A 13,441-nucleotide genomic window follows, 5' to 3' on the forward strand; every position below is an offset into this window, starting at 1 on the left:
GCGCGCTGGCATTGATGACCGCAGTGGGGCCTCCCGACTGCCCGATGATGCAGGCTCCTCTCAATTCACTCATGAATCGTACCTCCCTGACCGTAGTTTAGTTTGGTGAACCTAGCGGTTTTTGCGTAAATATCATAGCACGTCCTCTTGCAATTGGCAATGAAAACTGATAGAATCATGTGGCAAATAAACGAAGGAGATGAGCCCTCTATGCCACTGGTTACCACGAAGGAAATGTTCCGAAAGGCCTATGACGGCGGTTACGCCATCGGTGCGTTCAATGTAAACAATATGGAGATTGTTCAGGGCATCACGGAGGCGGCCAGAGAGGTTCGCGCCCCCATGATTCTCCAGGTGTCGAAGGGCGCCCGCGCCTATGCCAACCACACCTATTTAGTCAAGCTGGTGGAGGCGGCGGTCATTGAGTGCCCCGAGATCCCCATTGCCCTGCACCTGGATCACGGCCCGGATTTTGAAACCTGCAAGTCCTGCATTGACGGCGGCTTCACCTCCGTGATGATCGACGCCTCCTCCAAGCCCTTTGCCGAGAACATCGAGATCACCCGCAAGGTGGTCGAGTACGCCCACGACCACGGCGTGGTGGTGGAGGCCGAGCTGGGCGCGCTGGCCGGCATTGAGGACGACGTGCAGGTCTCCGCCGAGGAGTCCCACTACACCCATCCCGAAGAGGTAGAGGAGTTCGTCTCCAAGACCGGCTGCGACTCCCTGGCCATTGCTATCGGCACCAGCCATGGCGCCTACAAGTTCACCGCCGACCAGTGCACCCGCAACGAGAAGGGCGAATTGGTACCCCCGCCTCTGCGCTTCGACATTCTGGACGAGGTCTCCAAGCGCCTGCCTGGATTCCCCATCGTGCTCCACGGCTCCTCCTCTGTCCCCCAGGAGTACGTAAAGATGATCAATGAAAACGGCGGCAAGATGCCCGATGCCGTGGGTATTCCTGAGGAGCAGCTCCGCCAGGCTGCCCGTCTGGCCGTGTGCAAGATCAACATCGACTCTGATCTGCGCCTGGCCATGACCGGCACCATCCGCCAGTTCTTTGCCGAGCACCCCGACAAGTTCGACCCCCGCGAGTATCTGAAGCCCGCCCGGGCCAACATCAAGGAGATGGTCAAGCACAAGCTCATCCATGTGCTGGGCTGCGACGGCAAGGCGTAACATCTGCCCGGAAGCGGGGAGAGGAGAAATTCTCTCCCCGCTCTTTTCTTCTGGTTTAATCGCCCGGTTCCGCCGTAGGACAGGCTAAAAAAGCATTTGCGTGCGCGGTCAATTGCGCACGCAAATGCTTTTTTAAGGCAGAGGGCACCAAGCGACGCGTCCTCTTAAAAATAGTCGGAGATATAGGGTGCTTGCTGCTCAATGGCATCCTCCAGCATATCGATGGTGGCTTCGTCAGCGCTCAGACGTCCTATCCTGGCCAGGTAGTCCGGGCGCTTATATCCCATCAGCATGGTGGTCATCGTCTGAATACTGATCTGGTCGGCGCACGGTTCCGCAATCCGCTCCGCCCGCCCCTGGCCGTTTTGGGAGATGCACAGCCGAAACGCGCCCTGGTTACACTCCAGAATCGGATCGGTCAGGGTAAAGCGCCACTCACGCTCCATGGAGTCCGCCTTAAAGGGGTAGTCCGCCACAAATGCGGGAAAATCCACGATACGGGCCATATAGTAGGGTGAGATTGTCTCCTTTATGCTGGCGTCCTCCAGCAGGAAGGCCAACGGCTCGTCGGTATATATACTCCCCTCCACCTGGGTAATCATGGAGAAATGGGCAGAGACAAAATTCCACAGCCCGGTACGCGCCTCCTCGCTACGGAAGATCATGTCCTTAATATGAAAGACTTCGTTGGAAATCCAGTAGATGACATATCCGTCCGGCTCGTTGCGCTCGTTATAGTAGACCGCGGCCATGATGTCGTCCGGATCCCACAGCCAGTACTCATTCCACGCCAGCTCATCCCGAAGCACCGCGCCATGGGTGTGCCAGGCATAACGGGCGTAAGCCTCCTTTACCTCAGGGCCATCTGTTTTGACCCGCCGGACTGTCCCCGGCACCTGCCGGGCCTTGGGGAGCTGATAATCCTTGATCTCATAGGAGATTGTATCGGATACTAGCTCCCAGCCCTTCCGCCGGTAATAGGGGATTGAGTATGGATATAGATAGCAGATATACTGCCCACGCCTGCGCATATTCCGCAGGGCCTGCTCCAGCAGCCTGTGCATGAGCCCTAGGTTAGAATACTCCGGATAGGTTCCCACACCGGTCAGTCCTCCCATGGCATAGGTGCGCCCGTAAATCCGCACTTGCATGGGGTAGACCGCCACCTGGGAGACCAGGGTATCTCCGTCAAACCATCCGAGCACGTCGGCTTTTTCCATGGTCGGAAACTTGGCGCGGATAATCTCCTTCTCCTGCCAGCCCACCGAACTCAGCTCCTGGTCTGTCACCTGAAACACATAGCGGAGCAGTGCATTGTACTGCTCCAGATAGTCGCTGCTGACCGGGCGCATATTCAGCCTTTTTTGATTCATGTTTCCATCCTTTCTTGGAATTGGGGACGTGCTTTTATTTTAGCAGGGACAAGCGCCGTTTGCAACGTATCTCTGTCGAACAGTGAACGGCATAGCCAAACCCCGGCCATGCCGTCCACTTGCTTTCTTAAGAAATATAGGGTTGTTTAACCACCTGCCCGTCCGACACTATGATCTCTCCGCCGGCCAGTACCGTGTGGATGTTCCAGTCCCGGTCCACCAGCAGCACATCCGCATCCGCTCCCACTGTCAGGCGGCCCTTGCGTGAGAGGCAGAGCCCATCGGCCACATTCTGCGTCAAAAGACGGATGGCCCGCTCGGGCGGCACTCGGTGCTCCCGCACCAGACGGCGGATGGTGGGGAGGAGGTTGTCCATCTTGCCCACCCCCATGCCCAGCATGGTGCAGTGATCCTCCGACCATCGCGGCATGCTCCCTCCGGCGTCGGAGCTGATGGTGATGCGTTCCAGCGGTGCCTCCTCCATGGTGCGCAGCACAGGCAGGGCGCACTTTTCTGGGTCGGCATTGGCAGTAAAGTCCACCATCCCGCCCTTCCGGGCAAACGCCGCGGCCTCGCTCTGCCAACGGCTCATGTGGGTGGGACGGAAGTGCCAGATGGGCAGATCCGTGGCCTCCAGCAAGTCATAGACCAGGCCGAGTCCCCGTTTTCCGCTGCCCATATGGATGTGTACCACGCCGGGTTTTCCGGCGGTCAGGGCCCCCAGCCGCACCTGACAGGCCATATGGATGAACTGCTCAAGCGTGGGGTGGCCGCCCCGGTGGTCCGACAGCGCCACCTTGACGCCCAGAACCTCTGAGAGGTAGGTCACATCATCCTTCAGGGAGCCGGTGACAGTAGGGGAGGGGATGTCATACGCCCCTGTCAGGCAATAGGCCGTGAGCCCCTCCTCATTCAGCGCCTTGGTCTTGGCCAGCAGGGCCTTGGGGCTGCGGGTGGCGCTGTCGGTACCCAGCAGTCCCACCGCCGTGGTGACACCCGCGGTAGTAAAATCCGTGAGGGACAGCTCCGGCACACGGCTGCGGAAGCCACACTCTCCGCCGCCGCCGGTAAAGTGGACGTGCTGATCCACTAGGCCCGGAAAGGCCGTCAGGCCGCTTCCGTCCAGCACGGCCACGCCGGGCAGGTTGGGGACCAGCCCCTGGCCGACGGCAGCGACCCGCCCGCCGCACAGAAAGAGGTCGCAGATCCCCTTGGGATCTGGATCGTACAGTTGTACTGATTTCAGCAATACCGTCTTCATTTCGTTTCCCATCCTATCGACACCCCATCTTAATAAGCATCCACGATAACCCAATCTTCCGGCGACAGGCCGGAGCGGATCTCGGTCACGCCGTCCCCGGACAGTCCGGTCTCCACCGGCACCTCCACCGGCTCCCGCGCGTCGTCCCGCAGCACGCGGACCACACCGCCTGTCACCGCCTCAGAGGGAACGCTCATGCAGTCCTCGCTCTGGGCCACCAGGATCTCCACCGTGACGTTCATTCCGGCCTTCAGCTCCTCGGCACGGGTCAGGCTGATCTCTACACTGTAGTCCGTTACCCCGCCGGAGGACACGCCGGTGTCATCCATACGGCTTACAACCCCGTCGTAATCCCGCGCCTCATGGGTCTGGCCGTCCGCAAAGGTGATCCGCGCCTGTTGGCCAACCCCCACCTGATTGATATACAGCTCATCAATCTCCACAGAGACACACAGGGAATCCGGCTGGGCCAGGGTGGCCAGGGAGGTGGCCGCCGCCGCATAGTCGCCGGTCTTGAACGGGCGCTCCAGCACCGTGCCGTCCACGGGCGCCGTCACGGTGTAGTCCGCCCGCTTGGCCTCCAGTTGGGCCAGGTTGACCTGCGCCGACTCTACCGAGAGAGAGGCGTTGGTTACGGCGTTGGTCAGGCTGGCGTTCTCCAATGTCATCACCGTCTGACCGGCAGTGACGGCGGTTCCCGCCTGGATGGGCAGGGAGGCCACCTGGCCGGACTGGGTGGCGTAGATGGACTGCTCCGTGGCGTTGGCCACTGTTCCGGCCTCCATACAGGCGGCGCCGCCCACCGAGGCTAGAGCCGCCGTCCCGCTCAGCACCGCGCCCGGATTGCGGAAGGTGAGCTCCACATACACGCCCTCTCGGCCGCCGGAGAGTGCCGTAGACGTGTCGTACACCCGTTCTACCGTCCCAGTGACGGTACCTGCCTGTCCCGGAAAGGTGATCGCCGCGGTATTGCCCGGGGCCATAGCCGCCGCGTCCTCCGCCGCAAAGGGCACCGTCAGGGTGAGGTTGGCGCTGTCCACCAGTGATGCGATGGCGGTTCCCGTATTCACATAGTCTCCCACGTGGACATAGACCTCCGTCACCGTCCCCGAGGCATGGGCGGGAACGGTCAGCTCCGTACAGGCGTCCACCGCCTGGGCATAGGATGCCTGCGCGCTGTTCAGGGACAGGCGGGCTTGGGTGATCTGATCCTCCAGAGCGCCGGAGTCCAGCACATAGAGCACCTGTCCGGCTGTAACCGTGTCCCCCTCCTCGATGGAACAGGAGAGGATCTTGGCGCTGACGGTGGGGATGACGGAATACTCCTCCCGATAGCTCACCGTCCCCGTGCCCTCCACAAGCTGCTGCACCAGAGTCCCGGTCTCCGGATGCACACATTGGTATTCATCCACGCCGCCGGAGCAGCCGCTCAGCAGAAGCAGCGCACCGGTCAGCGCAGCCGCCCCCTGTTTCAATCGTTTCATTCCATCCACCTCTTTGTTATTCCACGCTCTTGAGCGCGCCCAGCATGTCGATCTCCCGCATTTTACGCCCGATCACCACGTTGACTGCCAACGCGAACAGGAGCGTCACCGCACAGGACAGGGCCAGAGAGGCCGGCCTGGTGGCCTCCATCAGAGGCATGGTGGTGATGGAGGCCAGGATCATGCGGTTCAGGGAAACCCCCAGCGGGATGCCCAGGAGAATCCCACACACGGCGAAAATGATGTTTTCGCTCAACTGAAGGGTCTTGATCTCCTTCTCATAAAAGCCCAGCACCATCAAGGTCGCCAGACTGCGGAGCTGCTCAAAGAAGCTCATGATGCCGAGATTGTAAATGACGATGCAGGCCAGCCCGCCGCCGAACAGGATCAGGATATAGACTACCATGGACATGCTGCTCAGCCGCTCCACCGCGGCAGCTGTGGCGGCCTGACGGGTCTGCCATGCGTCCACGAAGTCATAGTCCCCCAGCCGCGCGGCCAGCGCCTCCGGCCCATCGCTGGTGAGGTAGGCGGCCGTGGGCGTGTAAGCCAGGCCCAGGCTCCTCCACAGGCTGCGGCTCAGACAGGCCCCGCTGACACAGCGGTTGACCTCCGCCACGGACACGGAGTAATACCGGCTGTCCCCGGCAAACCGGAGCGTCACCCGGTCGCCGGCCCGCAGTCCCAGCTCATTCGCCAGGGACTCCTCCAGTACCAGCCCGTTTTTCGGAAGGGTGAGCGCGCCCTCGGCATAGGGGTCATACCGCTTCAGCGAGACCTGATCCTCCGTCACTGTGAGCGCCGCCGTGGCCCGCTGCGAGTCCGTGTAGAGCCAGCAGGCGGTGCTCATCTCCAGCTCCGCCTCCGTTACACCCATGTCATTGGCGAGCCGCCGGTACTGCCCCTCAGTCACCGACGTGCTCAGATCCACCATGAGGTCGTAGCGGTTCTGCCGCTCGGCCAGCGCGTCCGAGTAGGCCTGAATGGAGTCCCGCAGAGCAAAGGCCAGAAAGACCAGTGCCATACAGAAGGCAATACCGAAGATACAGGTGGCCATACGCACTTTGTTGCGGAGGGTATTGCGGATGATGTACTTCTGATTAAAGCCCATCCGATGCCAGACCGGGCCGAGCCGCTCCAGCGCCACGGGCTTTGTGCTCCTGGGCGGCTTGGGCCGCATACACTGGGCCGGGGTCTCCTTCAGCAGCGAGCGGGCCACCAGCCAGGCGCTCCCGATGCAGCACAGGGCGGTCAGCCCCAGAGCCCGCCCCCAGGCGGCAAAGTCGTGTACCACCGTATAGGGCGGCAGATCACACCCGATGGCGATGGTGGAAACGATCAGGGCGGACACATACCGTCCCAGCCATGCGCCCACCGGGAACCCTACCACGACCACCAGGAGGGCATGGAGCAGATAATAGCACATGATTTTGACATCAGAGTACCCCAGCGCCTTGAAGGTTCCGATATCCGAGCGGGCGTTCTCGATCAGCCGGTTCATGGTGCTCACCATCATCAGCACCGCGCACAGGAAAAAGAGCACCGGGAAAATGTTGAGTATGGGCGCCAGGTTGTCCCGCATCTCCAGCAGATAGTAGGCCTGGGTATTGTCCTCCAGTGACAGGATGTTCACGACCCGGTCCCCCAGGGCCGCGTCCACCGCCAGCCGGAGCCGCGCCGCAGAGAGGCTCCCGTCGGTGGTGATGCAGATCTGATTGTAGCGGTTTGCCCCCATCAGCTCCTGCAAAAGCGTCTCATTTCCATAGGCAAAGGCATAGTGGGTCAAATCCGGGGCCGGCGTTGTGGTATTCACATAGTAGAGGCACTCCGGGTCTTTGGCCAGTCCGCTGATCCGTACCCGCAGGTACCGGCCGGTTCCCGTCAGTGTCAGCTCGTACCAGTCCCCGGGATGGAGCCCCCGGGCCCTTGCCAGCGTATCGCTGAGCACAATCTCCCGGCTGCTCTCCGGCAGGCGGCCCTCCACCACATAGGGCGTGTTGATGGCGTAGTCCCCGGGGACGGCATAGAGCTGGAGGGTCACACTGCTGTCGTGGCGCTCCTCCGCGTCCAGAACTACCCGAGGCTGCACCCCAGTCACCCCTGCGATGCCCTCCAGCGTCCGGCAGTCCCCCTGGTCCAGATTGACGCCTGTGAGCCAGTAGTCCGCCACATTCTGCCCATCCAGATAGGAGGCGGAGATGCGCTCTATATTGGTGAGGATGCCGCTGAGGGCGGTATAGACCATCACCGCGATCATGGTGATGATGCTGACCGAGATCAGGCGGGAGGCCGTGCGGCGCAGATCCCGCACAAAGTTTTTCCAGATCATCCTACCACTCCAGCTCCTGCACAGGCACCGGACTCGGATTCTCCTCAAAAGATTCGATTTTTCCGCTTTTCATCCGAATGAGCACGTCCGCCGTCGGCGCCAGCGCCCCGTTGTGGGTGACCACCACCACGGTCTTCCGGCTCTTTTTGCACAGATCGTACAGCAGGGCCAGAATAGCCTTTCCGGTTTGGTAGTCCAGCGCCCCAGTGGGTTCGTCGCAGAGCAGGACATCGGGATTCTTGGCCAGCGCACGGGCGATGGCGCCGCGCTGCTGCTCTCCGCCGGAGCACTGGGCTGGGAAGTTGTTTAGCCGGTCTCCCAGCCCTACCATGGCCAGCACCTGCCGGGAGTCCAGAGGATTCTTACAGATCTGGCTGGCCAGCTCCACGTTCTCCAGCACCGTCAGATTGGGCATCAGGTTGTAGAACTGAAAGACAAAGCCGATGCTCTCCCGGCGGTACTCCGTAAGCTGACGCTTGTTGAAGCCGGAGATCTCCCTGCCGTTGACCGTCACCCGGCCGGAGGTGGGGGAGTCCATGCCGCCCAAGATGTTGAGTACCGTCGATTTGCCCGCGCCGCTGGCCCCCAAAATGATGGTGTATTTCCCCTCCGGTATGGTAAAGCTGATGTCGTCTACCGCCCGAATGGTTGTCCTTCCCATGGTGTACTCCCGCACCACATGTTCCAATTGGACCCCTGCCATACGCGCCCACTCCATTTTCGCTATAGTGAATTTGACGAAATTCTTCCGCTTCTCTTTATTTTTTCTTCTATATTAGATCATAGCGCCAAGCGGCAAAAAACGCAAGCCCAGTGGCGACAGGAAAAGCCCCCGCACGAAAGCTGTGCGGGGGCTCTGATGGGTTTATTTGTCAAACGCCGGGTTGGTAAAGTAGATGTTTTTCTGGTCCATCTTCTCCTTGGCCAGACGCACCGCCTCGCCGAAGCGCTGGAAGTGAACGATCTCCCGCTCACGCAGGAAGCGGATGACGTTGTTGACATCCGGATCGTCGGACATGCGCAGGATGTTGTCGTAGGTAACCCGGGCCTTCTGCTCGGCGGCCATGTCCTCGGACAGGTCGCAGATCACATCGCCCTTGACCGCCATGGAAGCGGCGTTCCAGGGGAAGCCGGAGGCGGCGGTGGGGTAGACGCCGGTGGTGTGGTCGACGAAATAGGGCGCAAAGCCGCCCTCCCGCACCTGCTCATCGTTCAGATTGCGGGTCAGTTGATGGACGATGGCGCCGATCATCTCCAGATGCCCCAGCTCCTCGGTGCCGATATCGGTCAGCAGGCCCTTGAGCTCGGGGTAGGGCATGGAATAGCGCTGGCTCAAATAACGCAGGGAGGCGCCCAACTCGCCGTCCGGCCCGCCGTACTGACTGATGATGAAGGAGGCCAGCTTGGGGTTGCAGTTGGCGATCTTGACCGGATACTGCAGCTTCTTCTCGTAAATAAACATTTACTTCATGCCTCCTTCCTGGTAGTTCCAGGGCCAGGGCTCACTCAGCCAGGCAGCCCATGTCTTCGCGTTGGCCGTGGCCATCTGGGTGACCGGTCCGTTCATGGCCTCGTATTTCTCCCGGGCCTCCTTTTCCATTGCGGCATACTGCTTATAGAGCTCAAAGGCCTCCGCGTCGCCCTGGTGGGTGTCCAGGTAGAGGCCCAGCTCCACCAGAACAAACTCCAGGGCCTGGAGCTCCGCCAGCGCGCCGCCCATCACCTTTGCCGCGTCCGGCTTAACGCGGAAGGGGAGGTTCAGGCCGGGGAAAAGCGTACCGTTATTCAGCGCATCCTGCTGGGAGTAGCGCTTGGGATTGGTCTGCTGGAAGGGGACATATGGGACCGCCAGCGGGGCGCACTCAGGCATAGTACCGCAGGCGTCTCCGCAGGTATTTGGCATATTATTGTCGGGATACAAACGCAGTTCCTCCTTACATAAATTGAAGAGGGAAGGGGGGAGGCGGCTCCCACCAGCCCCCTTCGTCACATTCTATGCAGGGAGAGAAAAAGGGAACCCGCCCGCATCGGCCCGAACGCGGGCGATGGGGCGGGTTTTGGAATCGGGTGGCGACTGACAGACAGTTTTTCCGCCTCACGTTGCGTTTTATTTTAATTTAACCTTTACCACCAGGCGCTGCACCGGCCCAGGCTGTCCCAGCGCCACACGGGGGGCGTGGAGGTCCTGGGGCCAGACGATGTAGAAGGTACCCGGCCGGATGGTGAGCGTGTCCCACTCAGCCGTATAAAACTGGATGTCTCCCTTTGGGTCATACTCACTCAGCGCGCGAAGCTCCGCGTCGGGCAGGGCATAGCCCGCACCCTCCATGCCGGAGAGCAAATATTGAATATCCGCATAGTTCTGGTGGCACTCCAGCTTGCACGCCTCAGGCGGCAGCGTGTCCACCTCAAAGAGCGTTGCAAACACATTGTCCCCGTCGATGTCCATCCGCTGGCCAGGCGTCAATGCGCCAACGTCCGCCGAAGCCAGCCACTCCAATGCCGTTTGAAACCGTTTCCCCAGACCATAGTAGAGGGACGCATGCTCGATTTTGTCAACGACCATAGAAAGCACCTCCATTGTTTCCTGTCTTTATCCTATCGTGTCTGCACGCAAAAGGCAACAAAAATCTGTAAGGTGTGTTATAATAAAAAATATCCTCTCATACCGTGTCTGAGAGGGGGCGTTTGATATGCAGAAAATTGGAAGCTGGGTCCTGCTGGCCGCGTTGGCCGTCGGTACAGTCTATTTTTTCTGGTTCTGGCCGGGCCGGGCCGCTTTGGCGACCTTTTCTCCCATCCGCAGCGGTGGACAGACCCTGGTTCTGGATGCAGGTCACGGCGGGGAGGATGGAGGCGCGGTCTCGCTCTCCGGGGTACCGGAGAGCGGAATCAATCTGGCCATTGTGCAGAAGCTGGATCAGCTTCTGGGGTTGTATGGCGAGGCACCGCTTCTGCTGCGCAGTGAGGATATCTCCCTCCATGATGACAGTGCGCAAACCCTCCGGGAGAAAAAAGTCTCCGACCTCCACAACCGTGTGGCCCGGATCGAGGAGACGGAGCATGCTGTCCTGCTCAGCGTACACCAGAATACCTTTCCGGACGGGAAGTACCACGGCGCTCAGGTGTTCTATTCCAACGGAGAGCTCAGTCAACCTCTGGCACAACTCACACAGGAGACACTGCGGGCCGCACTGGACCCGGGCAACACCCGTGAGGCAAAGCCCATCCCGGACAGCGTCTATCTGATGAACCACATCACCTGTCCGGCGATCCTGGTGGAATGCGGCTTCCTGTCCAATGCAGAGGAAGAGCTGCTGCTGCAATCCGGCGCCTATCAGACCAAGCTGGCCTCCGCCTTGGCCGCCTCCTGGCTGCAATGGCTGGACGAGGAGGGGAGAGGGGAAGGCTTTTCACTACAAAAGGGAGGCGTCGCCTCAGAATGAAAGCAAAAACACTGTTTTATTGTACCGAGTGTGGAAATGAAACCCCAAAGTGGTCCGGCCAATGTCCCGCCTGCCGGGCATGGAATACCCTTGTGGAGCGGCCGACAGAGCCGAAAAAGAGGAGTGCGGCCGCCGCCTCTGTCGCTGGGGGCGGCCTGCGGGGAACCGGCAACCGGCCCAGGCCCATGCGCGAGGTGGAAACCACCCACGAGCTCCGCTTTGAAACCGGGATGAATGAGCTGGACCGGGTGCTGGGCGGGGGAGCGGTGAAGGGCTCTCTGGTGCTGGTGGGGGGTGCCCCCGGCATCGGCAAGTCCACCCTGATGCTCCAGATCTGCGACAACCTGTGCCGTTTTGCCTCTGTGCTCTATGTCTCCGGGGAGGAGTCGGAGCGGCAGATCAAGCTGCGGGCGGAGCGGCTCCATGTCCGTGGAGAGGGAATGTACCTTCTGGCTGAGACCAACCTAGAGGATGTGCTGGAGTCGGTCAACGAGCTGAAGCCAGACGTGCTAATTGTGGACTCCATCCAAACCCTCTACAACGGGGATCTGACCACCGCTCCCGGCAGCGTGGGACAGGTAAAGGACTGTACTATGGCGCTGATGCAGTTGGCGAAGGGGCAGGGGATCACCGTCTTTGTCATCGGACACGTCAATAAGGAGGGGTCTATCGCGGGCCCCAAGGTGCTGGAGCACATGGTGGACTGCGTGCTCTATTTCGAAGGTGAGCAGCAGAACTCCTACCGCATTCTGCGCGCGGCAAAGAACCGTTTCGGTGCCACCAATGAGATCGGCGTCTTTGAGATGGAGGACTCCGGCCTGAGCGAAGTGCCCAATCCATCGGAGATGCTGCTCTCGGGACGGCCTCAGGACACCCCTGGCACCTGCGTCACCTGCGTCATGGAGGGAGTGCGGCCTGTTTTGGCCGAGGTACAGGCCCTGCTGGCGCCCACCAGCTTCAATGTACCGCGCAGGACCGCCAATGGCTTCGACTTCAACCGGGCGAATCTGTTGCTGGCTGTTCTGGAAAAGCGGGGTGGACTGATGGTCAGTTCCTGTGACGCCTATATTAACGTCATCGGCGGCTTGTTTTTGGACGAGCCCGCCGCCGACCTGGCCATGATCGTCGCCCTGGCTTCCAGCTTCCGGGACAAGCCCGTGCCTGGAGATCTGGCCGCCATCGGCGAGGTTGGCCTGACCGGAGAGCTGCGCTCAGTCAATGCGTTGGGCCAGCGGCTGAGCGAGGTGCGCCGTCTGGGGTTCACAAAGTGCCTGATCCCAGCCCGTACCGGCGGAAAGCTGGACGCCCCGGACGGCCTGCAGCTCATTCCGGTCCGCAACATCCGTGAGGCGCTGGCCGCGCTTTTGTAGGCGTCACAGTTGTACCGCAGTTCCGCCGCGGCACAAAATTGACGCAAGGAGATTCCGCACAGGGCACGCCGCAGGAGGATGCGCGCTCCAATGTGCAGTATCCGTCCTGTTGATAGACACACGCACTGGTGCAGGCTATCAGGCTCACCGGTATCACTCCAATCGAGAGGGGGTATATCTCCAACTCAACAAAATAAAAACCTTTCAGTTTAGATATTGTACCCAAAAAAGGGGCGGAGTATTCCGCCCCTTTTTTGTATGCCCGCAGGGCATGAACAACCACCCCGCGCGCCCCCTCAGAAGGGGGCCGCCCCTGAACAACATCCCCCGCGTCAGCGGGGCCAACTCAGCCCCCGGGGCAGGCCCAGAAGATAGTCCGCGCTGACTTGGTAGACCTGGCACAGCTTCACCAGGTAGCGAAGCGGTAGCTCGTTTATGCCGGTTTCGTAGCGGCTGTACTGCTTCTGATCGATGCCAATCGCGGCGGCAATGGCCGCCTGGCTCATGTCATGGTCGGCGCGCAGGTCGCGCAGGCGCTGGGTGTAGTCCATGGAAACCGCCTCCTTTGCGGGTATCATACCACGGTTTACTACAGAAGTGTTGACACAAGGTCACATCTGTAGTAAGCTTGCGTCAAATAGGAATTGACTTTCCGAGCAGGGGAGACGGGGGCGGGCCACAAAGCGGCCCTACGGCCCCGGAGTGTAAAGTGGGATTTGACAGACAGGAGGGGAGCGCATGGAGCCCATCGAAATCCACGTCCGGCTGAGCCCGGACGACGAGGTGCTGGCCCTGCGGGCCAGGGTGGCGGAGCTGGAGGCCCAGGCGGAGGCGGCCAGGGCAGAGCGGGACAGGCTGGAATACAAGTACCGATGCGAGAGCCTGATAAACACTGAGCTGATCGACTTGTGCAAGCGGGAGGGGGTGCCGTTCCGGGAGGCGCTGACGCGGCGGCCCTGGTGAGGCCCACCCCCGCCGCCGGGCGGGGCGGGGCGGAAC

Annotated in this window: 13 protein-coding genes; 4 read left to right on the forward strand and 9 right to left on the reverse strand. The window is 60.8% G+C overall.

Annotated elements, in window-relative coordinates; genetic code table 11:
* Nucleotides 1-210: 210 nt before the first annotated feature.
* On the forward strand, nucleotides 211-1,179 hold the full coding sequence (gene fba, locus ACESY8_RS18635; protein ID WP_009256866.1) for a class II fructose-1,6-bisphosphate aldolase: 969 nt from the start codon (nucleotides 211-213) through the stop codon (nucleotides 1,177-1,179).
* Nucleotides 1,180-1,343: 164 nt separating this feature from the next.
* Here fba and ACESY8_RS18640 read toward each other — a convergent pair whose 3' ends face one another.
* The 8 genes from ACESY8_RS18640 to ACESY8_RS18675 all read right to left on the reverse strand — a co-directional run bounded on the left by ACESY8_RS18640 (nucleotide 1,344) and on the right by ACESY8_RS18675 (nucleotide 10,192).
* Complete coding sequence (locus ACESY8_RS18640) at nucleotides 1,344-2,552, reverse strand: GNAT family N-acetyltransferase (RefSeq protein WP_054339556.1); 1,209 nt, start codon at nucleotides 2,550-2,552, stop codon at nucleotides 1,344-1,346.
* 127 nt (nucleotides 2,553-2,679) lie between these two features.
* Nucleotides 2,680-3,813, reverse strand: a complete 1,134-nt coding sequence (gene iadA, locus ACESY8_RS18645) for a beta-aspartyl-peptidase (protein WP_434307658.1) — start codon at nucleotides 3,811-3,813, stop codon at nucleotides 2,680-2,682.
* 29 nt (nucleotides 3,814-3,842) lie between these two features.
* Nucleotides 3,843-5,297 (reverse strand): efflux RND transporter periplasmic adaptor subunit, encoded by a 1,455-nt coding sequence (locus tag ACESY8_RS18650; protein ID WP_087361552.1) that lies wholly within the window; start codon nucleotides 5,295-5,297, stop codon nucleotides 3,843-3,845.
* A gap of 16 nt (nucleotides 5,298-5,313) precedes the next feature.
* A complete protein-coding gene (locus ACESY8_RS18655) occupies nucleotides 5,314-7,626 on the reverse strand; it encodes an FtsX-like permease family protein (protein WP_498794929.1) in 2,313 nt (770 codons plus the stop codon).
* 1 nt (nucleotide 7,627) lies between these two features.
* Complete coding sequence (locus tag ACESY8_RS18660) at nucleotides 7,628-8,329, reverse strand: ABC transporter ATP-binding protein (RefSeq protein WP_009256861.1); 702 nt, start codon at nucleotides 8,327-8,329, stop codon at nucleotides 7,628-7,630.
* 162 nt (nucleotides 8,330-8,491) lie between these two features.
* Nucleotides 8,492-9,088 (reverse strand): manganese catalase family protein, encoded by a 597-nt coding sequence (locus ACESY8_RS18665; RefSeq protein ID WP_024724095.1) that lies wholly within the window; start codon nucleotides 9,086-9,088, stop codon nucleotides 8,492-8,494.
* Nucleotides 9,089-9,547, reverse strand: a complete 459-nt coding sequence (locus ACESY8_RS18670; RefSeq protein WP_024724094.1) for a spore coat protein CotJB — start codon at nucleotides 9,545-9,547, stop codon at nucleotides 9,089-9,091.
* A 186-nt stretch (nucleotides 9,548-9,733) separates the two neighbouring features.
* On the reverse strand, nucleotides 9,734-10,192 hold the full coding sequence (locus ACESY8_RS18675) for a NanQ anomerase/TabA/YiaL family protein (protein ID WP_227127392.1): 459 nt from the start codon (nucleotides 10,190-10,192) through the stop codon (nucleotides 9,734-9,736).
* Between the two features lie 127 nt (nucleotides 10,193-10,319).
* On the opposite strand from ACESY8_RS18675, the gene ACESY8_RS18680 reads away from it, so the two are divergent.
* Nucleotides 10,320-11,072, forward strand: coding sequence for an N-acetylmuramoyl-L-alanine amidase (locus ACESY8_RS18680; protein ID WP_044940205.1), 753 nt, complete (start codon nucleotides 10,320-10,322; stop codon nucleotides 11,070-11,072).
* Nucleotides 11,069-12,442, forward strand: a complete 1,374-nt coding sequence (gene radA, locus ACESY8_RS18685; protein ID WP_054339558.1) for a DNA repair protein RadA — start codon at nucleotides 11,069-11,071, stop codon at nucleotides 12,440-12,442. Before ACESY8_RS18680 ends, radA begins: the two co-directional genes overlap by 4 nt.
* 332 nt (nucleotides 12,443-12,774) lie before the next feature.
* Here radA and ACESY8_RS18690 read toward each other — a convergent pair whose 3' ends face one another.
* Nucleotides 12,775-13,020: a helix-turn-helix domain-containing protein gene (locus tag ACESY8_RS18690; protein ID WP_007488970.1), complete on the reverse strand. Its 246-nt coding sequence runs from the start codon at nucleotides 13,018-13,020 to the stop codon at nucleotides 12,775-12,777.
* Nucleotides 13,021-13,180: 160 nt separating this feature from the next.
* On the opposite strand from ACESY8_RS18690, the gene ACESY8_RS18695 reads away from it, so the two are divergent.
* Nucleotides 13,181-13,405: a hypothetical protein gene (locus ACESY8_RS18695; RefSeq protein ID WP_007488969.1), complete on the forward strand. Its 225-nt coding sequence runs from the start codon at nucleotides 13,181-13,183 to the stop codon at nucleotides 13,403-13,405.
* Nucleotides 13,406-13,441 lie beyond the last annotated feature (36 nt).

The organism is Clostridium sp. ATCC BAA-442, from assembly GCF_964239415.1.
In the GTDB taxonomy this organism is placed as follows: domain Bacteria; phylum Bacillota; class Clostridia; order Oscillospirales; family Oscillospiraceae; genus Flavonifractor; species Flavonifractor plautii.

What these genes read in the sequence shown, in the direction of transcription:
- ACESY8_RS18690 (WP_007488970.1), bottom strand. Translation starts at nt 13,020, where the DNA reads ATGATACCCGCAAAGGAGGCGGTTTCCATGGACTACACCCAGCGCCTG.
- ACESY8_RS18675 (WP_227127392.1), bottom strand. Translation starts at nt 10,192, where the DNA reads ATGGTCGTTGACAAAATCGAGCATGCGTCCCTCTACTATGGTCTGGGG.
- ACESY8_RS18655 (WP_498794929.1), bottom strand. Translation starts at nt 7,626, where the DNA reads ATGATCTGGAAAAACTTTGTGCGGGATCTGCGCCGCACGGCCTCCCGC.
- radA (WP_054339558.1), top strand. Translation starts at nt 11,069, where the DNA reads ATGAAAGCAAAAACACTGTTTTATTGTACCGAGTGTGGAAATGAAACC.
- ACESY8_RS18650 (WP_087361552.1), bottom strand. Translation starts at nt 5,297, where the DNA reads ATGAAACGATTGAAACAGGGGGCGGCTGCGCTGACCGGTGCGCTGCTT.
- ACESY8_RS18660 (WP_009256861.1), bottom strand. Translation starts at nt 8,329, where the DNA reads ATGGCAGGGGTCCAATTGGAACATGTGGTGCGGGAGTACACCATGGGA.
- iadA (WP_434307658.1), bottom strand. Translation starts at nt 3,813, where the DNA reads ATGAAGACGGTATTGCTGAAATCAGTACAACTGTACGATCCAGATCCC.
- ACESY8_RS18680 (WP_044940205.1), top strand. Translation starts at nt 10,320, where the DNA reads ATGCAGAAAATTGGAAGCTGGGTCCTGCTGGCCGCGTTGGCCGTCGGT.
- ACESY8_RS18640 (WP_054339556.1), bottom strand. Translation starts at nt 2,552, where the DNA reads ATGAATCAAAAAAGGCTGAATATGCGCCCGGTCAGCAGCGACTATCTG.
- ACESY8_RS18695 (WP_007488969.1), top strand. Translation starts at nt 13,181, where the DNA reads ATGGAGCCCATCGAAATCCACGTCCGGCTGAGCCCGGACGACGAGGTG.
- fba (WP_009256866.1), top strand. Translation starts at nt 211, where the DNA reads ATGCCACTGGTTACCACGAAGGAAATGTTCCGAAAGGCCTATGACGGC.
- ACESY8_RS18665 (WP_024724095.1), bottom strand. Translation starts at nt 9,088, where the DNA reads ATGTTTATTTACGAGAAGAAGCTGCAGTATCCGGTCAAGATCGCCAAC.